Origin of the sequence: Salmonella sp. NW884 (genome assembly GCF_051700745.1) — a bacterium.
Lineage (GTDB): Bacteria > Pseudomonadota > Gammaproteobacteria > Enterobacterales > Enterobacteriaceae > Salmonella > Salmonella enterica.
In genome coordinates, this window is the sequence record NZ_JAMMDE010000005.1 from 39997 (window position 1) to 62540 (window position 22544).

24 protein-coding genes and 1 tRNA gene are annotated in these 22544 nt (G+C 51.6%); 12 read left to right on the plus strand and 13 right to left on the minus strand.

Features of this window, described 5'->3' with window-relative positions; translation table 11 throughout:
• Positions 1-10 precede the first annotated feature (10 nt).
• From pqiA to rmf, 4 genes are all read left to right on the plus strand, one after another.
• Positions 11-1264 (plus strand): membrane integrity-associated transporter subunit PqiA, encoded by a 1254-nt coding sequence (gene pqiA, locus NA197_RS12590; protein WP_000333152.1) that lies wholly within the window; start codon positions 11-13, stop codon positions 1262-1264.
• A gap of 4 nt (positions 1265-1268) precedes the next feature.
• Positions 1269-2909 carry an intermembrane transport protein PqiB gene (gene pqiB, locus NA197_RS12595; RefSeq protein WP_000433414.1) on the plus strand — a complete coding sequence of 547 codons (1641 nt, stop codon included), beginning with the start codon at positions 1269-1271 and terminating at the stop codon, positions 2907-2909.
• On the plus strand, positions 2906-3469 hold the full coding sequence (pqiC, locus tag NA197_RS12600; protein ID WP_000759136.1) for a membrane integrity-associated transporter subunit PqiC: 564 nt from the start codon (positions 2906-2908) through the stop codon (positions 3467-3469). The genes pqiB and pqiC overlap by 4 nt, the downstream gene beginning before the upstream one ends.
• A 255-nt stretch (positions 3470-3724) precedes the next feature.
• Positions 3725-3892 (plus strand): ribosome modulation factor, encoded by a 168-nt coding sequence (gene rmf / locus NA197_RS12605; RefSeq protein WP_001537784.1) that lies wholly within the window; start codon positions 3725-3727, stop codon positions 3890-3892.
• A gap of 99 nt (positions 3893-3991) precedes the next feature.
• Here the strand turns inward: rmf and fabA are convergent, their stop codons facing one another.
• Together fabA and NA197_RS12615 are read right to left on the minus strand one after the other, a co-directional pair.
• The gene (fabA, locus tag NA197_RS12610; RefSeq protein WP_000227928.1) at positions 3992-4510 is read right to left on the minus strand and encodes a bifunctional 3-hydroxydecanoyl-ACP dehydratase/trans-2-decenoyl-ACP isomerase; all 519 of its coding nucleotides are present in this window, start codon (positions 4508-4510) and stop codon (positions 3992-3994) included.
• A 68-nt stretch (positions 4511-4578) separates the two neighbouring features.
• Positions 4579-6339: an AAA family ATPase gene (locus NA197_RS12615; RefSeq protein ID WP_000156454.1), complete on the minus strand. Its 1761-nt coding sequence runs from the start codon at positions 6337-6339 to the stop codon at positions 4579-4581.
• Positions 6340-6524: 185 nt separating this feature from the next.
• Between NA197_RS12615 and matP the strand changes: the two genes are divergently transcribed.
• Positions 6525-6977 (plus strand): macrodomain Ter protein MatP, encoded by a 453-nt coding sequence (matP, locus tag NA197_RS12620; protein ID WP_000877172.1) that lies wholly within the window; start codon positions 6525-6527, stop codon positions 6975-6977.
• Positions 6978-7048: 71 nt separating this feature from the next.
• Here matP and ompA read toward each other — a convergent pair whose 3' ends face one another.
• Both ompA and sulA read right to left on the minus strand, forming a co-directional pair.
• A complete protein-coding gene (ompA, locus tag NA197_RS12625; RefSeq protein ID WP_001670727.1) occupies positions 7049-8101 on the minus strand; it encodes a porin OmpA in 1053 nt (350 codons plus the stop codon).
• Between the two features lie 356 nt (positions 8102-8457).
• Complete coding sequence (sulA, locus tag NA197_RS12630; RefSeq protein WP_000288732.1) at positions 8458-8967, minus strand: SOS-induced cell division inhibitor SulA; 510 nt, start codon at positions 8965-8967, stop codon at positions 8458-8460.
• A gap of 216 nt (positions 8968-9183) precedes the next feature.
• On the opposite strand from sulA, the gene NA197_RS12635 reads away from it, so the two are divergent.
• The gene (locus tag NA197_RS12635) at positions 9184-9789 is read left to right on the plus strand and encodes a TfoX/Sxy family DNA transformation protein (protein ID WP_064043055.1); all 606 of its coding nucleotides are present in this window, start codon (positions 9184-9186) and stop codon (positions 9787-9789) included.
• Here the strand turns inward: NA197_RS12635 and yccS are convergent.
• Positions 9776-11929: a YccS family putative transporter gene (yccS, locus tag NA197_RS12640; RefSeq protein WP_000950869.1), complete on the minus strand. Its 2154-nt coding sequence runs from the start codon at positions 11927-11929 to the stop codon at positions 9776-9778. The two genes, NA197_RS12635 and yccS, sit on opposite strands and share 14 nt — an antisense overlap.
• Positions 11930-11947: 18 nt before the next feature.
• Positions 11948-12394 carry a YccF domain-containing protein gene (locus NA197_RS12645; protein WP_001261222.1) on the minus strand — a complete coding sequence of 149 codons (447 nt, stop codon included), beginning with the start codon at positions 12392-12394 and terminating at the stop codon, positions 11948-11950.
• Positions 12395-12517: 123 nt separating this feature from the next.
• Here NA197_RS12645 and helD point away from each other — a divergent pair, with 123 nt between their 5' ends.
• Positions 12518-14572 carry a DNA helicase IV gene (gene helD, locus NA197_RS12650; protein WP_064043056.1) on the plus strand — a complete coding sequence of 685 codons (2055 nt, stop codon included), beginning with the start codon at positions 12518-12520 and terminating at the stop codon, positions 14570-14572.
• Between the two features lie 35 nt (positions 14573-14607).
• Here the strand turns inward: helD and mgsA are convergent, their stop codons facing one another.
• Together mgsA and NA197_RS12660 are read right to left on the minus strand one after the other, a co-directional pair.
• The gene (mgsA, locus tag NA197_RS12655) at positions 14608-15066 is read right to left on the minus strand and encodes a methylglyoxal synthase (protein ID WP_000424187.1); all 459 of its coding nucleotides are present in this window, start codon (positions 15064-15066) and stop codon (positions 14608-14610) included.
• Positions 15067-15160: 94 nt separating this feature from the next.
• A complete protein-coding gene (locus NA197_RS12660) occupies positions 15161-15823 on the minus strand; it encodes a DUF2057 family protein (protein WP_000847732.1) in 663 nt (220 codons plus the stop codon).
• A gap of 173 nt (positions 15824-15996) precedes the next feature.
• Between NA197_RS12660 and NA197_RS12665 the strand changes: the two genes are divergently transcribed.
• Positions 15997-16410, plus strand: a complete 414-nt coding sequence (locus NA197_RS12665) for a CoA-binding protein (RefSeq protein ID WP_001537782.1) — start codon at positions 15997-15999, stop codon at positions 16408-16410.
• Positions 16411-16454: 44 nt separating this feature from the next.
• Here NA197_RS12665 and hspQ read toward each other — a convergent pair whose 3' ends face one another.
• Together hspQ and rlmI are read right to left on the minus strand one after the other, a co-directional pair.
• On the minus strand, positions 16455-16772 hold the full coding sequence (gene hspQ, locus NA197_RS12670; RefSeq protein WP_000561983.1) for a heat shock protein HspQ: 318 nt from the start codon (positions 16770-16772) through the stop codon (positions 16455-16457).
• A 57-nt stretch (positions 16773-16829) separates the two neighbouring features.
• The gene (gene rlmI, locus NA197_RS12675) at positions 16830-18041 is read right to left on the minus strand and encodes a 23S rRNA (cytosine(1962)-C(5))-methyltransferase RlmI (RefSeq protein WP_000140480.1); all 1212 of its coding nucleotides are present in this window, start codon (positions 18039-18041) and stop codon (positions 16830-16832) included.
• A gap of 214 nt (positions 18042-18255) precedes the next feature.
• Here rlmI and NA197_RS12680 point away from each other — a divergent pair, with 214 nt between their 5' ends.
• The 3 genes from NA197_RS12680 to yccX are packed head-to-tail and all read left to right on the plus strand — an operon-like array spanning position 18256 to position 19939.
• Positions 18256-18804, plus strand: a complete 549-nt coding sequence (locus tag NA197_RS12680) for a YbhB/YbcL family Raf kinase inhibitor-like protein (RefSeq protein ID WP_052931637.1) — start codon at positions 18256-18258, stop codon at positions 18802-18804.
• A 25-nt stretch (positions 18805-18829) separates the two neighbouring features.
• A complete protein-coding gene (locus NA197_RS12685) occupies positions 18830-19609 on the plus strand; it encodes an AraC family transcriptional regulator (protein WP_000548080.1) in 780 nt (259 codons plus the stop codon).
• A 48-nt stretch (positions 19610-19657) separates the two neighbouring features.
• Positions 19658-19939, plus strand: coding sequence for an acylphosphatase (gene yccX / locus NA197_RS12690; protein ID WP_000072884.1), 282 nt, complete (start codon positions 19658-19660; stop codon positions 19937-19939).
• Here the strand turns inward: yccX and tusE are convergent.
• Entirely contained in the window at positions 19936-20265 is a 330-nt protein-coding gene (gene tusE / locus NA197_RS12695; protein ID WP_000904446.1) for a sulfurtransferase TusE, read from the minus strand. The two genes, yccX and tusE, sit on opposite strands and share 4 nt — an antisense overlap.
• Positions 20266-20351: 86 nt before the next feature.
• Complete coding sequence (gene yccA, locus NA197_RS12700; protein ID WP_438796694.1) at positions 20352-21035, minus strand: FtsH protease modulator YccA; 684 nt, start codon at positions 21033-21035, stop codon at positions 20352-20354.
• A gap of 393 nt (positions 21036-21428) precedes the next feature.
• Here yccA and NA197_RS12705 point away from each other — a divergent pair.
• Positions 21429-21516 (plus strand) — tRNA-Ser (locus NA197_RS12705).
• Positions 21517-21652: 136 nt separating this feature from the next.
• Here the strand turns inward: NA197_RS12705 and pipA are convergent.
• Entirely contained in the window at positions 21653-22333 is a 681-nt protein-coding gene (gene pipA / locus NA197_RS12710; RefSeq protein WP_064043058.1) for a type III secretion system effector protease PipA, read from the minus strand.
• Between the last annotated feature and the right edge of the window lie 211 nt (positions 22334-22544).

Consider the following 22544-nt stretch of genomic DNA (forward strand, 5'->3'; position numbering starts at 1 on the left):
AGGAGCGCCTATGTGTGAACATCACCATGCTGCGAAGCACATATTGTGCCCGCAATGCGACATGCTGGTGGCTTTACCCCGCCTCTCGCATGGGCAAAAAGCAGCATGTCCACGATGCGGCGCAACGTTAACGACCGAGTGGGACGCGCCCCGGCAGCGTCCTACCGCCTATGCGTTAGCGGCACTATTTATGTTGCTGCTTTCTAACCTTTTTCCCTTCGTGAATATGAATGTCGCGGGCGTCACCAGCGAAGTCACGCTTCTGGAAATCCCCGGCGTCATGTTTTCTGAAGATTACGCCAGCCTCGGCACGTTCTTTTTATTATTTGTCCAACTGGTGCCGGCATTTTGCCTGGTGACCATTCTATTACTTGTCAACCGTGCCAGTCTGCCGTTGTCGGTAAAAAAAACGCTGGCAAGGATCTTTTTCCTCCTCAAATCGTGGGGAATGGCGGAAATATTTCTCGCCGGGGTGTTGGTCAGTTTTGTTAAGCTGATGGCTTACGGCGATATCGGCATCGGCAGCAGCTTTATTCCCTGGTGCTTATTTTGTCTCGTTCAACTGCGGGCGTTCCAGTGTGTCGATCGCCGCTGGTTGTGGGATGATATCGCCCCGCAACCTGCACTGGCACAGCCGTTAACGCCGGGGATTACCGGTATCCGGCAGTCTTTGCGTTCTTGCGCCTGCTGTACGGCGATCCTGCCTGCGGAGAGTCTCGTCTGTCCGCGTTGCCATACGAAAGGCTATGTCCGGCGTAAAAACAGTTTGCAGTGGACGCTGGCGTTATTATTTACCTCGATCATGCTTTATCTGCCCGCCAATATTTTGCCGATTATGATTACCGATTTACTGGGCTCGAAAATGCCGTCGACCATTCTGGCTGGCGTGATTTTGCTGTGGAGCGAGGGGTCTTATCCGGTGGCGGCGGTTATCTTTCTCGCCAGTATTATGGTGCCGACGCTAAAAATGATCGCCATTGCCTGGCTTTGTTGGGATGCGAAAGGCCACGGTAAGCGCGACAGTGAACGGATGCATTTTATTTATGAAGTAGTGGAGTTTGTGGGGCGCTGGTCAATGATTGATGTCTTTGTCATTGCCGTACTCTCTGCGCTGGTGCGTATGGGAGGGTTAATGAATATTTATCCTGCGATGGGTGCGTTGATGTTTGCTTTAGTCGTCATAATGACAATGTTTTCTGCGATGACCTTTGATCCGCGTCTGTCGTGGGATCGTGAGTACGAACCAGGCCATGAGGAGTCCTGATAGCATGGAACCTAAAAAAGGGGAAGCCAAAGTACAAAAGGTGAAAAATTGGTCGCCTGTCTGGATATTCCCGATTGTTACTGCGCTTATCGGAGCCTGGATTCTGTTTTATCACTACAGCCACCAGGGACCGGAAGTTACCTTAATTACCACCAATGCGGAAGGCATTGAAGGCGGAAAAACGACGATCAAAAGTCGCAGCGTGGATGTTGGCGTGGTTGAAAGCGCGACGCTGACTGACGATCTGACCCATGTACAAATCAAAGCGCGGCTTCATTCCGGTATGGAGAAGTTGCTGCATAAAGACTCGGTATTTTGGGTCGTAAAACCGCAGGTGGGGCGTGAAGGCATCAGCGGGCTTGGGACGCTGCTATCAGGCGCGTATATTGAACTACAACCAGGAAGTAAGGGCAGTCAGCCGGAAAGCTATCAGCTTCTTGACTCACCGCCGTTGGCGCCGCCCGATGCCAAAGGTATCCGTGTGATTCTGGACAGCAAAAAGGCCGGTCAGCTCAGTCCTGGCGATCCCGTTCTGTTCCGGGGTTATCGGGTAGGATCCGTTGAAACCAGCTCTTTCGATCCGCAAAAACGGACAATGAGTTATCAGTTGTTCATTAAGGCGCCAAACGATCGATTGGTCACCAGTAATGTCCGATTCTGGAAAGATAGCGGTATCGCTGTGGATCTGACATCGGCGGGAATGCGCGTGGAAATGGGATCGTTGACGACGTTGTTTGGCGGCGGCGTGAGTTTTGATGTGCCGGAAGGACTTGAGCAGGGGCAACCCGTCGCCGAAAAAACGGCGTTTAATCTCTACGACGATCAAAAAAGTATTCAGGATTCGCTGTATACCGATCATATCGATTACCTGATGTTCTTTAAAGATTCGGTGCGCGGATTACAACCCGGCGCGCCGCTGGAGTTCCGCGGTATTCGTCTGGGGACGGTAAGCAAAGTGCCTTTCTTTGCGTCTAAAATGCGCCAGGTATTTAACGACGATTACCGTATTCCTGTGCTGGTGCGCATTGAACCGGAGCGTCTGAAAGCGCAACTGGGAGAAAATGCGGATGTTGGCGCGCATTTGACGGAACTGCTTAAGCGCGGTTTACGCGCTTCGCTTAAAACCGGTAACCTGGTGACCGGGGCGCTGTATGTCGATCTGGACTTTTATCCTAAGGAGCCGCCGATTACCGGGCTACGCGAATTTGATGGTTATGAAATTATTCCCACCGTCAGCAGCGGCCTGGCGCAAATTCAACAGCGACTGGTGGAAACGTTGGATAAGATCAACAACCTGCCGCTGAATCCGATGATCGAACAAGCGACCAATACGCTGTCTGAAAGCCAGCGTACTATGCGTCGGCTGCAAACCACGCTGGATAATATGAACAAGATTACCTCCAGTCAGTCGATGCAGCAGCTTCCGGCAGATATGCAAACGACGTTACGCGAACTTAACCGCAGTATGCAAGGCTTCCAGCCTGGATCGGCGGCGTATAACAAAATGGTGGCGGATATGCAGCGTCTCGATCAGGTGCTTCGTGAGTTACAACCGGTGTTGAAAACTCTGAACGAGAAGAGCAACGCGCTGGTATTTGAAGCGAAGGATAAAAAAGATCCTGAGCCTAAGAGGGCGAAACAATGAAAAAATGGCTAGTCGTGATAATGGCGTTCTGGCTGGCGTCATGTAGCTCCGGCGGAGAGAATAAAAGCTATTATCAGCTCCCGATAGCGCAAAGCGGTGTGCAAAGCACCGCAAGCCAGGGCAACCGTCTCTTATGGGTAGAGCAGGTTTCCGTACCTGACTATCTGGCAGGTAACGGCGTGGTGTATCAAACCAGTGATGTCCAGTATGTGATTGCCAATAACAATCTGTGGGCCAGCCCGCTGGACCAGCAATTACGTAACACGCTGGTGGCGAATCTTAGCGCCCGGCTTCCTGGCTGGGTCGTCGCTTCCCAGCCGTTGGGAACCACCCAGGATACGTTAAACGTTACCGTAACCGGATTCCATGGACGCTACGATGGTAAGGTTATCGTCAGCGGGGAGTGGTTATTAAACCACAATGGACAGCTGATTAAGCGGCCTTTCCATATCGAAGCCAGTCAGCAGAAAGATGGCTATGATGAGATGGTCAAAGTACTGGCAAGCGCATGGAGTCAGGAAGCAGCCGCTATCGCAGATGAGATAAAGCGCCTTCCCTGAGATAAAAGTAATGTAAATTTAACCGCTTCAGGTCGTGCGCCTGAGGCGGTTTTTTTATTTTTGACGCCGGAAAAATAGTTGTTATGGCTCACATTTTTTGTACAAATGATTTACCGTATAGCTCACAAATATGACATTGGTGTGAATTTTGCGCATTGACGGGCGATCCATTTAGAGGTATTCGTGTAGTGTGATTGCACATTTTGTAATCACTGTTTTCTTTTCCACCAGATACAAATATGAGGGAAACGAGGCATGAAGAGACAAAAACGAGATCGCCTGGAACGGGCACATCAACGTGGATATCAGGCCGGCATCGCCGGACGATCAAAAGAAATGTGTCCCTATCAGACGCTGAATCAACGGTCATACTGGTTGGGAGGTTGGCGACAAGCCATGGAGGACAGGGCGGTAATGGCCTGATTCTGTCTCTTTAGAAAAAGAAACCTCCGCACTGCGGAGGTTTCGCCTTTATGGGCTTTGCAAGCATGATACCGATAGCGCGGAATATCAATTCAACACTTAGAACGCGGAAGTATCCTGGAACAAACCGACTTTCAAATCGTGTGCGGTATAGATCAGACGACCATCCACCAGAACCTCACCGTCCGCCAGGCCCATGATCAGGCGACGGTTTACGATACGTTTGAAATGAATACGATAGGTGACTTTCCTGGCTGTCGGCAGAACCTGGCCGGTAAATTTCACTTCGCCCACGCCCAGAGCGCGGCCTTTGCCTTCGCCGCCCAACCAGCCCAGGTAGAATCCCACCAATTGCCACATAGCATCCAGACCCAGACAACCGGGCATCACCGGATCGCCGATAAAGTGGCATCCGAAGAACCATAGATCCGGATTGATATCCAGCTCGGCTTCGACATAGCCTTTGTCGAAATTGCCGCCCGTTTCGGTCATCTTAACGACGCGGTCCATCATCAGCATGTTCGGTGCAGGGAGTTGCGGCCCTTTAGCGCCAAACAGTTCACCACGACCAGAGGCAAGAAGGTCTTCTTTTGTATAGGATTCGCGTTTATCTACCATGTTTTATGTAAACCTTATTTTATTGAAGCACGCAGGATAGCTAACACGTGTACGCTGAACAAGTCCGATCAGTTCGGAATAAAAGCGTTCAGCCAACGTAATGGCCACGGGAAACGATGACGGCCTTCCTGTTGCGTCGCCTGCGCGATACGCTCCTGGATAGTCTGCATCAACGTCGTTTGACCTTCGCCATCCCACACCAGATTTAACAGTAGCGGTAAGGCGTCGGTCACGTCGTCTACCGCCCAGATAGTGAACTTCTCTTCTTTAACCGCTTGCAGCAGTTCAGATTTAAGACTGAGATGGCGGACATTGGCGGCAGGGATAATCACGCCCTGTTTACCGTTTAATTCCCGCTGCTCGCAGATGGCGAAGAAACCTTCAATTTTTTCGTTTAGCCCGCCCACCGGTTGCGCGCGACCAAACTGATCGACCGAGCCGGTAATCGCAATATTTTGATTCACTGGCACATTGGCCAGCGCGCTGATGAGCGCACATAATTCCGCCATTGAGGCGCTATCGCCATCCACTTCGCTGTAGGACTGCTCAAAGGTTAACGAGGCAGAGAAGGGAATTTGTTGCTCCAGCTGCAACTCCGACATCAGGAAGGCCTGCATAATCATCATTCCCTTAGCGTGGATATTTCCGCCAAGTTCGGCCTTGCGCTCAATATCGTTAAATTCGCCATCGCCGATATGCACAACACAGCTAATTCGCGACGGTTCGCCAAAGGCGCGCGGATGCCCGGGAAATTCAATGACGGAAAGCGCATTGATTTGTCCAACGCGTTCGCCTTCGGTTTCAATCAGGATCTGCTCTTGCAGAATCTCATCCTGCATCCGTTCCGCCAGAAAGCCTTCTCGCCATTCGCGTCGGGCAAGCATCAGACTGAGCGCTTCTGCGCCACAGGTATCGCCTTCGCATAAAGGCGACGCCTCCTTAAACTGGCGGGCTATCCACAGTGGGCAAAGAGGCAGCGTATCCTGTTCGCCGGTATAGCGCACAGCCTCGCGTATCAGGACGGGCCAGGCGTCCGGTGCCGGAGGGGGCAAATTATCGCGTAAAGCGATACGCGTCACCCATTGACACCACAGGGTCATAGCTTCTGCGTCCGCTATCTGTAAATTGTCTTCAAATTCACTGTAGATAGCCTGTTCCGCGAGCTCCGGTTCCATCTCCTGAAAATCAGCCAGTGATTCACGTTCGCCAACCAGAATCACCTTCAGTTTGAGCGGCATTGATGGCACGGAGACCGGTAATGGACGCGACTCGTCAAAGGCCACCCAGTCAAAACGCTCGCGGCTAACGATGGCTTTCAGACGCATCCACAGTAACGGCTGCGCCAGAAGGGTTCGTAAGGAAATAATCAGCACGCCGCCGTTCGCCTGATGAACCAGTCCCGGCTGCAGGGTAATGTCGCCGTTATACTGCCGCAGGCAACCAAAGAGCTGTTCGGCTTCGACCCAGTCCGCGCTGACGACTTGTGTGACGGTGGCAAAGTTGTCTTGCGCATTCTGCGCGGCGCGGTAATGAACAGTATGCCCGGAAACGTCATAATGTCCGCCGGTTAATTGTCCGGCATCGGTTTGCAGAGCGCGGACGGCATCTGAAAGTAAAGTGAGATACTCTTGCTCTTCAGGCGCTTTAGTCAGCATAAAAGAGGATGATGCCCACGGCTGTATAAGTTGCTCAAGCGCAAATTGCAGTCGTGGCTGAGTATCACTGAGTAAGGTGTCGTTTTCGTCAGTCGCGTGTGGCTGTGCAAATATCTCCTGATAGCTTTCGCTATCCGGAACCAGATCACGCCATGCAAGTTTCGTAATGGTCAAAGTTGAGGTTTTTTAGTCTGTTGTAAAAGGGGGGATTATAGCCTAACCCGTCACGCTGCACACGCGGAAAGCGAATGCAAAGTAATATGAAGACGTGTAACCATTCACAGGTTCGAGATTCTTTTCTTCAGATGGCTAAAAAACTGATATTCTGATAACAGTTACACGGTAACGTTGGGATCGCAATGAAATATCAACAACTTGAAAATCTTGAAAGCGGTTGGAAATGGAAATATCTGGTGAAAAAGCACCGCGAAGGGGAGTTGATCACCCGCTACGTGGAAGCCAGTGCAGCCCAGGAAGCCGTCAATTTGTTGTTGGCCCTCGAAAATGAACCGGTGCGGGTAAATGTCTGGATAGACAGGCATATGAATCCTGCCTTGCTTAATCGGATGAAACAAACCATTCGGGCAAGACGCAAACGACACTTCAATGCGGAACATCAGCATACGCGCAAAAAATCTATCGATTTAGAGTTTATGGTCTGGCAGCGTCTGGCGGGCCTTGCGCAGCGACGCGGTAAAACATTATCCGAAACGATAGTGCAACTGATAGAAGACGCGGAGCATAAAGAGAAATATGCCACGCAAATGACCACGTTAAAGCAGGATTTACAGGCGTTATTAGGCAAGAAGTAACGCTGAAAGGCGTTGTCATCCAGACCAGAGCAAAAAACCCCGCGACGCGGGGTTTTTTATCAGACGGAAACTTAAGCCTGCGGCTGAGTTACCACGTCTTTAACGCCTTTAACTTCGATCTCTACGCGACGATCCGGAGCCAGGCAATCGATCAGGGCAGCGCGAGGTTTCACGTTGTCACAGGTGTTGCCGGTAACCGGGTTAGATTCACCCATACCACGTGCGGAGATTTTGTCAGACGGAATACCTTTGGAGATCAGGTAATCAACAACAGACTGAGCACGTTTCTCGGACAGACCCTGGTTGTAAGCGTCAGAACCGATACGGTCAGTGAAGCCCAGAACGACAACGGAACCGTCTTTCGGATCCAGGTTGCTCAGCTGGCTGTACAGCTGATCCAGAGCCTGCTGGCCTTCCGGCTTCAGGGTAGATTTGTTGAAGTTGAACAGTACGTCAGACTTCAGAGTGAAGTGCTTGGTCTGTACTTCCGGAGCCGGTGCCGGTGCCGGTGCGACTACCGGAGCAGCTTCTTGCTGGCCGAAACGGTAGGAAACACCTACGCTCAGCAGGCCGTTGTCCGGACGGGTGCCGATGGTGTTGGCATCACCGATGTTGTTAGTCCACTGGTATTCCAGACGGGTTGCGATTTCAGGGGTGATGGCATACTCGATACCGCCCGCGAATACCGGGGAAACGCCGGTGTCGTGGTCTTTAGTAGACGGGCCGCCAGGGACGTTAGACTTGGTGTCTGCACGCCATACCATACCACCCAGACGGGTATAAACGTCCAGATCGTCAGTGATTGGATAACCCAGTTTAGCGGTCAACTGAACGCCCTGAGCTTTATAAGCGCCATTGATGTTGTCGCCTTTGTACGGCATACGGCCTAACCAGTCGTAGCCCATTTCAAAGCCAACGTACGGGTTAACCTGGTAACCACCAAAAGCACCTGCGCCCAGTTGGTTTTCATGAGTCGGGCCATCATTGTTAATGAAGCCGGTGTCATGGTACTGAGACCAGCCCAGTTTAGCACCAGCGTACCAGGTGTTATCTTTCGGAGCGGCCTGCGCTACGGTAGCGAAACCAGCCAGTGCCACTGCAATCGCGATAGCTGTCTTTTTCATTTTTTGCGCCTCGTTATCATCCAAAATACGCCATGAATATCTCCAACGAGATAACACGGTTAAATCCTTCACCGGGGGATCTGCTCAATAGTTACTCTACCGATATCTACGGCTTATGCTGAGCACCCCTGGCGATGTAAAGTCTACAACGTAGTTGGAAACTTACAAGTGTGAACTCCGTCAGACATGTGAAAAAAACATGACGGATATACACATCATTTAACAGTTTCAGATGATAAATCGTACAGCAAAAATTGCGGAAACCGCTTCTGACAAGCGTTCTCGCAAAAAAAACGTTAGCACTCAAAGGAGATACGTTCGCGTAAAAAAAAGTCCAGGATAAATCCTAATTTTACTTAATGATACAAATTAGAGTGAATTTTTAGCCCGGAATGCTGTCTCCTGGGTAAAGCGTGCGCACGTACAGGGCGCATGATAAACCCTACCGCATTACCTACCTTCGCTGCTTCAACCAGGCTGGCATGTTCTTCTTCTGTCAGTTCTTCAGTCATCCAACCAATTACCACGCTGTAATTTCCTGTACGCAAAGCGCGGATCATCGACTCCAGCGTATGACGAGGCGCAAGCTGGCTAATTTGCATCACTTTCGTTAATGGCAAACCTGAAGACTGTACCCATTCACGGCTGAGCTTTTGCTGCGGCGTGAGCCAGAGCTGCCAGCGTGATTGTTGGCCTAACTGACGGAGTAAAGGCAAAAGCAGGAGTTGCGCCATCATGGGCTGGTCTTCGTGGTAGACAACTTCACTGACCAGTCCTGCCGCGGCATTTTCCGTAGCGGTGCGCGCAGCGTTGTGGGTAGTGGTAGGAAATGACGAAGAACGATTTGCATAACCTGAAGTGTACATAATCAATCCAGCCCTGTGAGTTACTGTATATTCATACAGTACCCCTGTGGCGATGAAAGATCAACTCTATTTTCGGAAACTGTCTCGCAATTTTTATTCTTAGTGGCGTCAAAAATAAAAATCATCTTGCTCGCGGAGTATAAGTTGCCTATTTTCGTCATTAACGGATCCGTTACTGCAAATCATTCTTTTACTTTATGATTTAAAAGGAATTTTATGAGAGCACTCTCTTATGACAGGATCTATAAATCGCAAGAATATTTGGCCTCTTTGGGGACGATCCAGTATCGATCTTTATTCGGTAGCTATAGTCTGACCGTGGAGGATACCGTCTTTGCGATGGTGGCTAATGGCGAGCTTTATCTCCGCGCCTGTGAAGAAAGCGTACCCTACTGTGTGAAGCATCCTCCCGCCTGGCTCATGTTTATGAAGTGTGGACGTCCCGTTATGCTCAACTATTACCGGGTGGATGAAAGCCTGTGGCGCGATCAGCAGCAGCTGGTGCGTTTATCGAAGTATTCTCTTGACGCGGCAATGAAGGAAAAACACAGCCGTATTTTACAGCAAAGACTCAAAGATCTCCCCAATATGACCTTCCATCTGGAAACATTGCTCAATGAGTCAGGGATAAAGGACGAAAATATGTTACGCATACTGGGCGCGAAAATGTGCTGGCTAAGGTTGCGACAAAGCAATCCCTTGCTGACGGTGAAAGTTTTGTATGCCCTGGAAGGCGCAATTGTCGGCGTACATGAAGCGGCGCTCCCGGCGAGTCGTCGCCAGGAGCTTGCCGACTGGGCTCATTCGCTTACGGCTGGGTAATTAATGTAGAAGTCGGCGGTGAAATTTGCCGTTGCAAGCGTCCAATCTCGGGCAGTAAGGCAATGAGCAAACCAATTTGTTGAACAACCAGAGGTTCTTTGCTGTCCGGACGTGTTTCCAGTGACTGAACTCGCTGCTTTAAACCCTCCAGCGCCTGGTGTACGCGCTGTTCGTCTTCAGGTTGATGATGAAGCGCATCATCAACGTAGCAGACCGCGTCATCCAGAAGCCCCAACACGTCCGGATTACTGAGCTTTTCGCGGTGCGCGCCGAGGGCGGAGATATAGCTGGTAAAAGTGTGATTGAGGCAAAGCAGCCTGAACGCCGCCTCCCGGGTTTCAGCCGTGACGTCGGGTTCGCTCGACATATTAGAAACCACGGATGCCAGTTCTGCATCGCGGTTGTGCGCGTCGCGTCTGGCAATGCGATAGGCCAGGCGGTTATCCCGTCCCTGGTGATATTGCTCAAGGATCGCATCAAGGTAGCGGCAATTAGCATCGGTGGCGCGCTGGAGTACCCGGGGAAGGTTGCGAAAGCGCCAGTCCGGCCAAATAAAGCTGACCGCAGCCCAGGCGATAGCGCAGCCAATTAACGTGTCGACGACGCGCGGTAACGCTACCTCAAAGCCTTCGCCCAGGAGGTTAAAGCAGAGTAATACCAGCAGGGTGATGAACATCGTTGCATGGGCATACTGCACATTACGGAATGCGAAGAAAAGCACGCCGGTAATCACCAGCAGAACTAACTGTCCTTCAAGCGAAGGAACAAACCATAAAATCGGCAGGCCGATAGCAACGCCTACCAACGTGCCGATAATCCTGAGCGCAAGGCGATGGCGGGTCGCGTTATAGTTAGGCTGGCAAACAAACAGGCTGGTGAGCAATATCCAGTACCCGTGGCGCATCCCGGTAATTTGGATGAGAGCATAACCGATGCACAATACCAGCGACATGCGTACCGCATGGCGAAAGAGAGCGGACTCCGGGGTAAAATTACGGCTCAGACGCAGCCAGATGTCGCTAAACCCGTGTAGGCTATCATCAGCCAACTGGTTTTCTGACTCATTGCGCGGCATTGCCTGGGCCTGCTCCGACTCGATCGTCGCCAGTTGCGCATCAATGGCGCGTAGGTTGGTTAATAAGAATCCAAGCGTATTCAGCAGCTCTAAAGAAGCGCCGCTGGCGCGCATACGTTCAAGCGCGGCGTCAATGTGGGTAAAGACGCGTTCAAAGCGCGGATCATGCTGGTACGGCGTACGCAGTAAGATACAGCGCGCCAGCTGCGTACAGGCCTGCGCCTGCATCGACATCAGACGTTGAAAGCGGAACATGACGTCGCTATGGCGAAAATAATCGCGCAGCGTCTGATATTGAATATGCGAAGAACTGGCGCGTTCATGAATATCCTGTGCCACAAAATAGTAATGGAGAGTGCGGCGCGTACCGCGTTGACCACGATCGCCGCGCAGGCGAGTCAATAACGACACTTTCGTTTGGTTCAGCGTCGCCATTAACTGCCCGTTCGCTAACGCTAAATCATAGAGCGGCGCCTGGCTTTCATCTTCAATATCAGGATCAAACAGACGTGATTTCAGTTCCAGATAGTGCGCTAACTGTTCGTAACTGCGTGCCAGATTATCCTGCAACGGGCGGATCGGAAATAGCAGATGCCCGGTTAGCGTCAGTAGGTTATACCATACTGCGCCTGCCAGCAGGAGCAGTGGTTGCTGATACCAGTGATCGTATAAAGAAGCGCCCAGCATCGTATAAATCGCAATGAGTAACGCGCCGAACGCGATGGTGGCATAGCGTTGCCCTAGTCCTCCCAACAGAATAAATCCGCTGGTGGATAACGTTAAGCCCAACGCAAATAGCCACGGCCAGGGAAAGAGCAGCTCAACAGAAGCAGACGCGATAAAAAAGCAAATTAAGGTAATGATTAAATTACGCAAGCGTCCGGCAAGGCGGTCGTCGAGATCGGTTAGCGCCGCGGCAACCATACCGAGCGTGAGCGGGATGGTCAGTTTGACGTCGCCCAGCCACCAGGGCAGGGCGGTGGTGCCGCACAGAGCGATAAAAATGCGGATGTAATACAGCCAGGTACTGTTCCAGGTATAACGGCGAATCAACGGACTTAACATAAAGGCTATTTGTCCCGATCATTCAAAACGGCGGCGCGCGTTAGCTTCTCGCGCGGCGCGAGCGGTTTCTACAGAGACGACGCGGCGACCGACAGGCCAAAGCGCAATCGCGGCAATTTTAAAGTTCGCAATACCGACAGGTATCCCGATGATAGTGACACACTGCGCGATACCGGAGGCAATGTGCATCAGGCATAGCCACCAGCCGAAAAAAAGTAACCAGAAAATATTCAGCAAGGTACCGCCAGTATTCATTAATACGCTTTTTGCCGCCGGATTAAGTTCGTCAACGTGAATGGCTTCATTACCGTAAGGGAACAGGGACAGTTTGGTTATCTCCCAGCAGGAGCGGGTCAACGGCAGGGTAAAAATAAGCACAATACTGACCAGCGTCGCCAGCAGCCAGGCCAGCGTAGTGGCAAAGCCGCCCAGTACAAAGTTTAAAATATTCAGAACGGTACGCATAAACCCTCAGTTCATTCCGGTTTTCTATCACTGCGGGCAATTGTAACGTTTTTTTAGACTGGAGCACGTTTTCTCTGGCGGTTACACTGATAAGCACATCTTTACGTCTGGATTCGCTGAGTCATGGAACTGAAAGCTACTTCTCTTGGAAAACGTCTGGCGCAACACCCGTATGATCGTGCCGTGATCCTCAACGCTGGGGTGAAAGTGTCTGGCGACAGGCATGAATATCTTATTCCATTCAATCAGTTATTGGCGATTCACTGTAAGCGTGGGCTGGTATGGGGCGAGCTGGAGTTTGTCCTGCCGGAGGATAAAGTCGTGCGTTTGCACGGTACCGAGTGGTCGGAAACCCAGCAATTCCATCGCTATCTGGACGCGCACTGGCGTCGCTGGAGCCAGGAGATGAGTGATGTCGCCGCGCAGGCATTACAAGAGCAATGGGCGCGTATTAGTGAGCGAACGGGCGAAAACCAATGGCTTACCCGTGAACGCGTTCGGGGGCTGGAACACGAAATTCGCCAGACGTTTGCCGCCTTGCCGCTGCCGGTCTCACGTCTGGAGGAGTTTGCTCACTGTCGCGAGATATGGCGTAAGTGTCTGGCATGGTTACAGGATAGCGAGGGAAGTCGGCAGCAGCATAATCAGGCGTATGCTGATGCCATGCTGGAAGCGCATGCCGACTTTTTTACGCAGATAGAATCTTCTCCGCTTAATCCTTCCCAGGCCAGGGCGGTGGTTAACGGCGAATCATCGTTACTGGTACTGGCGGGCGCGGGAAGCGGTAAGACCTCGGTGCTGGTGGCGCGCGCGGGTTGGCTGTTGGTGCGCGGACAAGCAGATGCGGGGCAAATTCTTTTACTGGCGTTTGGTCGCAAGGCGGCAGAGGAGATGGATGAGCGTATCCGCGAGCGCTTACATACGGAAGAGATTACTGCCCGTACGTTCCATTCGCTGGCGCTGTATATTATTCAGCAAGGCAGTAAAAAAGCGCCGGTTGTCAGTAAGCTGGAAAGTGACGCCACCGCGCGGCATCAGCTATTTCTGCGCACCTGGCGTCAGCAGTGTAGCGAGAAAAAAGCGCAGGCCAAAGGCTGGCGTCAGTGGCTGGAAGAGGAGATGCAGTGGGTAGTGCCGGAAGGTAATTTCTGGGACGATGAGACATTGCAGCGGCGTCTGGCCCCTCGCCTGGATCGTTGGGTCAGTTTGATGCGTATGCACGGCGGCGCGCAGGCAGAAATGATCGCTGGCGCGCCAGAGGAGTGCCGCGAGCTGTTTGGCAAACGCATTAAGCTGATGGCGCCGCTGCTGAAGGCCTGGAAAAGCGCGTTGAAAGCGGAAAATGCCGTTGATTTCTCCGGGCTGATCCATCAGGCAATGGTGATCCTCGAAAAAGGGCGTTTTATCAGCCCGTGGAAGCATATTCTGGTCGATGAATTTCAGGATATTTCCCCGCAACGGGCGGCGCTGTTAGAGGCGCTGCGCAAGCAGAATAGCCAGACTACGCTGTTTGCCGTTGGCGATGACTGGCAGGCGATTTACCGTTTTAGCGGGGCGCAGCTCTCCTTAACGACGGCGTTTCATCAGACGTTCGGCGAGGGCGAGCATTGCCACCTGGACACCACGTACCGCTTTAACAGTCGGATTGGCGATATTGCCAATCGCTTTGTACAGCAGAATCCGCACCAGCTTAAAAAACCGTTAAATAGTCTGACCTCAGGCGATAAAAAAGCGGTGACGTTATTGGATGAAAGCCAGTTGGACGCGTTACTGGATAAATTATCCGGCTATGCGAAGGAGGATGAACGTATCCTGGTGCTGGCGCGCTATCACCATCTGAAACCCGCGAGTCTACAAAAAGCGGCGACTCGCTGGCCGAAGTTACAGATAGACTTCATGACTATCCATGCCAGCAAAGGCCAACAGGCCGATTACGTGATTCTTGTCGGATTGCAGGAGGGTAACGACGGTTTCCCCGCCCCGGCGCGAGAATCCATTATGGAAAGTGCGCTTCTTCCTCAGGTTGAGGATTTTCCGGACGCTGAAGAGCGGCGTTTGTTATATGTGGCGTTGACGCGCGCGCGTGCGCGGGTCTGGCTGCTTTTCAATAAAGATAATCCCTCGCGCTTTGTGGAGGCGCTTAAACAGCTGGATGTGCCAGTGGCGAGGAAGCCCTAAAGCGCGGGCGGTACAGCATCCCGCCCGCGTAGCGGTTATTTCAGGCGCTCGGCCAGATAACGCGCATAATCCGGAATAAGAATATCTACAGCGTCATTAAAATGCGGGGACTGGATGATAAAGTCCGCCGTTGAGACGTTAGTGGCGACAGGGATATTCCATACAGTGGCCAGACGCAGTAGCGCTTTGACATCGGGGTCGTGCGGTACCGCGTTAAGCGGGTCCCAGAAGAAAATCAACACGTCGATTTTCCCTTCTGAAATGAGCGCGCCAACCTGCTGGTCGCCGCCCATCGGGCCGCTCAGCATCGCATTAACGTCCATACCGGTTGCGCGCTGGATCAGATTCCCCGTCGTGCCGGTTGCATAAAGAACGTGTTTTTCCAGCAACGGCTGATGGCGTTCCACCCAGTTCATTAACATCTGTTTGCAGTGGTCGTGAGCAACCAACGCGATATGTTTGCGCGTCGGCAAGGTGCGAGTCGTCAGTTCCATAATTCGATTCCGTAGTTAACCTGTCTACAGATTACTGGAAGCGCTTGATGCTGCAAGAGAAAGACAAAAAAATTGCGCGCTGGGACAACTCATATCAAGAGGGCGGCTGTTTTTCCGCCCATTGCAGAAAATGATGGCGTGTCTGCGGGTCGGCCAGTCGGAACCAATATTTCAGCCGCTGTTCTGTCAGGGTTTGTGATTGCGGCGGTACGGTATCAAGCTCTGAGACGTCGGAAAGTAACGTGCTGTCGTCTGCCATCATCGTGGCGAACTGAGGAAGCGAGGCGCGTTTCGCCGATTTATTATAACGCTCGGTCTCTATTTCATAATCGACCACTTTAGCCGTAGAAGTAATGGCCAGAATATCGAGTTTTACCGGAATGGGCATGGCGTCGCCGTCCAAAAGTGCCAGACGCGGCGCCGCGTTAAAATGCGAGGCTTCGCGCTCGTTTTCCAGCCGCGGGAGCTGAAAATTGACCTGACTTATCAGCTGGGTATCGAAGCTTATCACCAGCGGCGGAGAAATATAAAGCCGCTCTTCATTACCGGGCAGGCGGATGGTTTTTTCCACCCGGAAAACGAGTTGATGCGGCCCGTTTTCCAGTTCGATGCTCTCTGCGCCGCGTAATAAAGAGCTGGACACCTTTTTGCCGTCCAGCACCAGCAGATCAACCTCATTCGACAAACGGAGCGTTGTAGCAAAAACAGTCACCGGCAAACAGAGAGCAAGGAAGGTGGTTAGCGCGCCGGTTTTCATAAGGTTCTCCTGTCCAAAGGCCGTCTGGCTAATAATGTATCGAAATTTTTCTTAGATCATGTTTACTAACATATAGACATATTTTGGCGTTTTGCTCTCATACATCGGTATGGGATGAATGGTTGCTATGTCAGGTTTGTCGTACACTTTGCAAAACAGCCAGGAGAAAGATGATGAAAGAGACCGATATTGCTGATGTTTTGACGTCCACTCGCACTATCGCGCTGGTAGGTGCGAGCGATAAACCCGATCGTCCAAGTTATCGGGTAATGAAATACCTGCTTGAACAGGGCTACCATGTGATTCCGGTTGCGCCAAAAGTCGCGGGTAAGACATTACTGGGGCAACAGGGGTATGCCACGCTGGCGGACATTCCCGAAAAAGTCGATATGGTGGATGTTTTTCGCAACTCTGAAGCTGCATGGGGCGTCGCACAGGAAGCTATCGCCATCGGCGCAAAAACGCTGTGGCTACAGCTTGGCGTGATCAATGAACAGGCGGCGGTACTGGCGCGGGATGCAGGCATGACCGTGGTGATGGATCGCTGCCCGGCGATTGAGATCCCTCGCCTGGGGCTGGCGAAATAAAAGTTTAAATGGCCGGATATCGCTCTCCGGCCTTTTACATACAATCAGTTACGTAGTCGCGGCGCCTGAAGCTGCTTGCGAATGGTACGCGCCAGTTCATCCATCGATGGCTGTTCTGGATGCTCGTCCCGCATTTCGCTTCGCAACTGGGCCTCGGCCAGATAAGTATGCACTGGCTGACCATCATCATCTTCCATTACCACGTGGTACCACGGAGCGGCGCGAAGTTCGTCGTTAACCGCCAGTTCATCAGGCGACGGTTCATCAAGCGAATATTCCGGGTCGATATCGACGACCACTCCGAGGTAACCTAACAGGGAATGGCGGACCTGTTGGCCGATACCGAATTTGCTGGCTATCATAGTCACCTCCCGGGAAATAGATACCCTTTATATGAGGATACTATTCCACTTTTCAAGTTACATGACGCGACAGGCAAACCCTTTCAGATACAGCCCTTCCGGGTAGGTGGCGATCACCGGGTGATCGGCGGCCTGACGGAACTGCTCTATAAATTGTACATCACGACCGGCATCTATTGCGGCATCGGCAATGATTTTCTGAAATAAATCGCTGGTCATCAGTCCGGAGCAAGAGAATGTCAGCAGTATGCCGCCCGGATTGAGCAGTTGAATCGCTAACATGTTAATGTCTTTATAGCCCCGACAGGCACCCATTAACTGGCTTTTATTTTCAACGAATTTGGGCGGGTCCATGATGATGACGTCGAATTTTTCGCCGTGTTCACGGTAAGCGCGCAGCAACTTAAACACGTCGTCGCGCACGAATTCGGCTTTGCTCAAGTCCAGTTGGTTCAGTTCAACGTTTTGCCTGGCGATATCCAGCGCATCCTGTGAGGTATCCACGCTGACAACCTGGCGACAACCGCCCATTAACGCCGACACGGCAAAACCGCCGGTATAAGAGAAGCAGTTCAGTACCCGCTGATTTTCCACGTAGCGGCGCGTCGCCAGACGACTGTCGCGCTGATCAAGATAATAACCGGTTTTGTGGCCGCCCTGGATATCGACCAGCAATTTCATACCGTGTTCTTCAATTGGCAAAAGCGCAGGCGGCAGTTCGCCAGTGACCGGACCTTGCGTCAGCGCCATCCCTTCTTTTTTCCGCACGGCGACGTCGCTGCGATCGTAAATAGCGCAATCCGGATAGCATGTTTGCAGCGCGCTAATTAATGCGGCGCGTTGATATTCGGCCCCGGCGCTGAGCAGTTGCAGCACCAAAAAATGACCAAAACGATCGATAGTGACGCCAGGCAGGCCATCGGACTCACCGGCGATCAGACGATAGCTATCCAGGCCGTCTTTTTTCGCCAGCCAGTCGCGCCACTGCTGCGCCTGGCGCAGGCGACGGGTGAAAAACGCAATGTCAATGGATTCTGCTTTATCAAATGTCCAGACGCGCGCGCGGATCTGGGATGCTGGCGACCAGGCGCCGCGTGCTAACCACTTTCCCTGATGGTCGACGATATCGATAGTTTCACCGAGGTTGGCTTTGCCTTCCAGGCGGGAGACGGCGCCGGAAAAGACCCATGGGTGGCGGCGGAGTAAAGATTTTTCTCGCCCTTTGCTGAGGACTAAACGGGGATATTGCGGAAATGTAGATTCAGTCATGCGGAGTAACCTCTCACAAACAGTGACGCGAGCCGGATGATAGCTCCAGCCAGGGACCGTGAAAACGAAATGGCGCGTAGGGTAGCACAGATAAGAGGGGCAATCATCAGCGTATAGTGGTGAGCGTTTCTGCACAAAATAGAATCGTAAAGGCACAGTTTCTTCAGGGGGCGCTTTTTATAGTGTTATTTCTTTACATGAAGAAGGAAATACAATGAAAACAGTCTTCTCTTTGACCGCAGCCGCAATGATGGCATTGAGTGGCGGCGTATCTGCCGCGTCGGCGTTTAGCCTCAGTAGCGCGGATATTCCGGCGGATTTTCGTTTAACGCAACAGCATGTCTTTAAAGGATTTGGTTGTAGCGGAGAAAATATTTCGCCGCAGCTGAGCTGGCGCAATCCGCCTGCCGGAACCAAAAGCTACGCTATTACCGTCTTCGATCCTGATGCGCCCACCGGAAGCGGCTGGTGGCACTGGACGATGGTGAATATTCCTGCGCAGATTCACGACCTGCCGACGGGGGCTGATAAAAAAACGTTACCCGCTGGAGTGGTGCAGGGACGTAATGATTTCGGTTATGCTGGCTTTGGCGGCGCCTGTCCGCCGCCGGGCGATGAGCCTCATCGCTATCAGTTTACTGTGTGGGCGCTGAATACGGCAACACTGCCGCTCGACAGTGAGTCGAGTGGCGCGTTGGTAGGGTTTATGCTTAACGCGCATGTGATTGCGAAAGCACAATTCACGGCCACATACGGAAGGTAAAACAGAGGACGGCACGGTGCAGGAGATGCATATTCGACATCAGGATCTTACGACGGCAGAGGTGCGTTCCAGTCATCTGCACCGTTTGCATCGTGTTACGCTTTTTTCCGCCGCGATCTGCCATATTACGCAGGGCAGTAAAGTCATCATTCAGGATGATAGCCGCCTTGTCGCCGGGCCTGGCGAGTTAATTATTATTCCGGCGAACACGCCGCTGGAGATTATTAATCAGCCTGCGCAGAACGGTTTTCGCTCCGACCTGTTGTTACTTTCACCGGAGATTATTGCTCGCTTTAAAACGATGTATGTTCAGGATTATCCACCGGCAAACCTGACATCGCTGTGTACGCCGATGAGCCGTAGCCTGACATTTATGTGGGAGAACGTGTTGGATGCTGTGCGCCAGGGGTTGCCCGTTGGGCTACAGGAACATCAGGCGATGGGGTTACTGTTAGCGCTTTTGCATGATGGCGCGGCAGGACCGCTGCTTATTGAACGGCGTTACACCCTCACGGAGCAGGTGCGGCAACTGATTATGCTCTCACCTGCTAAGCTATGGACAGCCCAGGAGATAGCCCGCCGCCTTGCTATGGGAACATCGACGCTGCGTCGGCGTTTGCAGCGCGAATCGCAGAGTTATCGGCAAATTATTGAAGAGGTACGCATGTCCTGCGCGCTTTCTCAACTGCAATCGACGACGCTGCCGATCGGCGAAATAGCGCTACGGTGCGGCTACCTGTCGGGGTCGCGATTTACGGCCAGATTCCGCCAACATTATGGGTGTCTGCCCAGTCAGGTACGTTAAGTATGTCCTGTATGCGTCTTCACCGTTGATTATGAAAGGAGAACCATCATGTCGAACGTCTGCATTATCGCCTGGGTTTATGGTCGCGTTCAGGGCGTCGGGTTTCGCTATACCACGCAGCATGAGGCGCAGCGGCTGGGGTTAACCGGCTATGCGAAGAATATGGATGACGGAAGCGTAGAAGTGGTGGCCTGTGGCGACGCGGCGCAGGTAGAAAAGCTCATCAAGTGGCTGAAAGAAGGCGGACCGCGCTCTGCTCGTGTGGACAAAATCCTCACTGAACCGCACAGCCCTCGCGAGACGCTAACAGGATTTAGTATTCGGTATTAAATACATTTTACCGGCTTGGGCAGACCGGCGATTTTGGTCGCTTGCTTTGCCGGGCCTTTCGGGAACAGACGATACAGATAGCGGCTGTTGCCTTTTTCTTCGCCGAACTTATTCGCCATCGCTTTTACCAGCATTCGGATGGCGGGAGAGGTATTAAACTCCAGGTAAAATTCGCGCACGAAGCGCACGACTTCCCAGTGTTCCGCAGAGAGCTCAATGCCTTCATTGGCGGCGATAGCGACTGCCAGCGCTTCACTCCACTGCGTCGTCTCTTTCAGATAGCCTTCGCTATCAGTACTGATTTCTTTACCTTCAAAGATCAACATAACGTTTCACTGCGTAATCAACACGGACGGCAGTGTAGCAAAAAATAAAGCCCTGCATAAGCAGGGCTGGAAGAGGGGAATGTCGATTAGTCGCGGCTGGCGAAGCCCAGAATGCTGAGCAGGCTGACAAAGTTGTTGTACAGCGAAACGTACAGACTGACGGTCGCACGAATATAGTTGGTTTCACCGCCGTGAATGATGTTACTGGTTTCATACAGGATAGCGCCCGAGGAAATCAGGATAAACACCGCGCTAATCGCCAGGTGCAATGCAGGCAGTTGCAGGAAAATATTCGCCACCATACCAATCAGCACGACGACGGTCCCGGCCATTAGCATACCGCCCAGGAAAGACATATCCTTACGGGTGGTCAGAACGTAAGCGGAGCAGCAGAAAAATACTAACGCGGTACCACCCAGCGCCAGGCCAATCACATCGCCCATGCCTGCTGACAGATAGGCGTTAAGAATCGGGCCCAGGATATAGCCGAGGAAGCCGGTAAACGCAAAAGCAGACAGGATACCGACCGGCTTATTGGCGGTTTTATAGGTCAGGAACATCAGCCCATACATACCGACCAGCGTCAGAATCAGGCCGGGGGAGGGCAGCATCAGTACCGTACTGGCTGTCGCGGTAATTGCGGAGAAAGCCAGCGTCAGGCTCAACAGAAAATAGGTGTTGCGCAGTACTTTGTGCGTACTCAGTAGCGAGCTACGATCACGCGATGATGTCGAGCTACGATCACGCGATGATGTAATGATACGATCCATTAGTCACTCTCTTATGACAGATGTAATTAATAAAGGAGAATAATAAAAACAGTCACTGTCACCCAGTGGTTTTACCCATCTTTACGCATTCGTTTACGTTTAGTTTCCTTAAGAGATTTCAGGTGATTACCGTCGTTAAAACGGTCTGCTCATGCCTGGCGCTACGCCATAAAACAGGCGGCAGCGCTAACCACGCGTTACCGATAAAAAATCGCTAATCACAGCGGTGAAACAGTGGAGGCGATCAACACGTATTCAGCCAGCTTTGTGTTGAAGAAATGGTCAATGTGCCGCTATTTCAGGCAATTAACGAAATTTTGCCTGTTTTTCACGCAAACGAACACATTCGGTCTTTACATGACGCACCGGGATGTTTATAGTGCGCCTCATTCCGGAAGTGTGGCCGAGCGGTTGAAGGCACCGGTCTTGAAAACCGGCGACCCGAAAGGGTTCCAGAGTTCGAATCTCTGCGCTTCCGCCAGATTAAACAAGGGGTTACCGAAAGGTAACCCCTTTGTTTTTTGGGCGCTTAGAATATAGTTAGAAAATACTGCCAGAACATTTCCCGAAAAAACGGACTACGTGGGTTTTTAGTTTCTTTTCGTTTCCTGATGTGTCTATTTATTGAAGATGTAGACCATTCTGGGAGGTGAAGGATGCCCCATCTCTTTCAGAATAATGTTGGTATATTCGACAACAGGGCCTCTTGGATGATTTTCTTCTTTATCCTGAAGATGGGTCAGTGCATGTACAACTTCATGAATAAATGAACGTTTTGTGTCAAAAAGTTGTAGTCCTTCGTTACTTTCATAATGTTCGGTATATGAATCATCAGAATTGTCCAGATTGAGACAAATAACTTTCCTGCCTTCTGAAAGTTTGAAGTGTTCCTGAGCCACGGTAGTTTCAAAGGCTTCGCCTGCCCCCAGTAGCCAGCGCTGCTCCACATCATGTAGTTCTTTTTCATATGCGTAATTCATCAGTCTGCGGAATGTTTCGCTTTGGGTGTACGCATTTTGAAGTACGGAGGATAGTTCATCGTAGCATTCGTCATAAATGTCGTCATCAATTTCTGTATCAGGGTCTATTCCACCCGCGCCTGAGATAAGGTACTCCACCACACAATCTGGCTCCAGACGGAATTCACTGTTTATGGCAAGGCTGTCATGAGCAAGGCGTAGCCGTGAGGGGTTTGGTGCATGTTCGGGAATATCGGGGAAAACAGGTGTATCTGCGGTATTTAATCCATATGTGGATACTCCGCTTTGAGGTATTAATCTGTAGGTGACCGGAAGCATAACTTCTTATTCCCTGACTACAATTATGAATTATTTAAATTAAACAATAATAGTGTTTTTAGTTAATGTGCCACATACAGGTAACGCTATGATTCAGACAAAGCCAACAAGTAATACGCTGAAAATGTTATTTATAATGAAACTTAGGGGCGGGGTTTATTTAATAAAACAAGGGGGGCTTCTGCTTGAATACTTCTTGTTTATAAAATCC

Coding starts and splice junctions, on each gene's coding strand:
- mgsA (WP_000424187.1), bottom strand. CDS start 15,066: ATGGAACTGACGACTCGCACCTTGCCGACGCGCAAACATATCGCGTTG.
- NA197_RS12660 (WP_000847732.1), bottom strand. CDS start 15,823: ATGAAAACCGGCGCGCTAACCACCTTCCTTGCTCTCTGTTTGCCGGTG.
- pqiC (WP_000759136.1), top strand. CDS start 2,906: ATGAAAAAATGGCTAGTCGTGATAATGGCGTTCTGGCTGGCGTCATGT.
- matP (WP_000877172.1), top strand. CDS start 6,525: ATGAAATATCAACAACTTGAAAATCTTGAAAGCGGTTGGAAATGGAAA.
- NA197_RS12680 (WP_052931637.1), top strand. CDS start 18,256: ATGAAAACAGTCTTCTCTTTGACCGCAGCCGCAATGATGGCATTGAGT.
- yccX (WP_000072884.1), top strand. CDS start 19,658: ATGTCGAACGTCTGCATTATCGCCTGGGTTTATGGTCGCGTTCAGGGC.
- yccS (WP_000950869.1), bottom strand. CDS start 11,929: ATGTTAAGTCCGTTGATTCGCCGTTATACCTGGAACAGTACCTGGCTG.
- pqiA (WP_000333152.1), top strand. CDS start 11: ATGTGTGAACATCACCATGCTGCGAAGCACATATTGTGCCCGCAATGC.
- helD (WP_064043056.1), top strand. CDS start 12,518: ATGGAACTGAAAGCTACTTCTCTTGGAAAACGTCTGGCGCAACACCCG.
- NA197_RS12685 (WP_000548080.1), top strand. CDS start 18,830: ATGCATATTCGACATCAGGATCTTACGACGGCAGAGGTGCGTTCCAGT.
- rmf (WP_001537784.1), top strand. CDS start 3,725: ATGAAGAGACAAAAACGAGATCGCCTGGAACGGGCACATCAACGTGGA.
- pipA (WP_064043058.1), bottom strand. CDS start 22,333: ATGCTTCCGGTCACCTACAGATTAATACCTCAAAGCGGAGTATCCACA.
- NA197_RS12665 (WP_001537782.1), top strand. CDS start 15,997: ATGAAAGAGACCGATATTGCTGATGTTTTGACGTCCACTCGCACTATC.
- ompA (WP_001670727.1), bottom strand. CDS start 8,101: ATGAAAAAGACAGCTATCGCGATTGCAGTGGCACTGGCTGGTTTCGCT.
- rlmI (WP_000140480.1), bottom strand. CDS start 18,041: ATGACTGAATCTACATTTCCGCAATATCCCCGTTTAGTCCTCAGCAAA.
- NA197_RS12645 (WP_001261222.1), bottom strand. CDS start 12,394: ATGCGTACCGTTCTGAATATTTTAAACTTTGTACTGGGCGGCTTTGCC.
- yccA (WP_438796694.1), bottom strand. CDS start 21,035: ATGGATCGTATCATTACATCATCGCGTGATCGTAGCTCGACATCATCG.
- sulA (WP_000288732.1), bottom strand. CDS start 8,967: ATGTACACTTCAGGTTATGCAAATCGTTCTTCGTCATTTCCTACCACT.
- hspQ (WP_000561983.1), bottom strand. CDS start 16,772: ATGATAGCCAGCAAATTCGGTATCGGCCAACAGGTCCGCCATTCCCTG.
- tusE (WP_000904446.1), bottom strand. CDS start 20,265: ATGTTGATCTTTGAAGGTAAAGAAATCAGTACTGATAGCGAAGGCTAT.
- NA197_RS12635 (WP_064043055.1), top strand. CDS start 9,184: ATGAGAGCACTCTCTTATGACAGGATCTATAAATCGCAAGAATATTTG.
- pqiB (WP_000433414.1), top strand. CDS start 1,269: ATGGAACCTAAAAAAGGGGAAGCCAAAGTACAAAAGGTGAAAAATTGG.
- fabA (WP_000227928.1), bottom strand. CDS start 4,510: ATGGTAGATAAACGCGAATCCTATACAAAAGAAGACCTTCTTGCCTCT.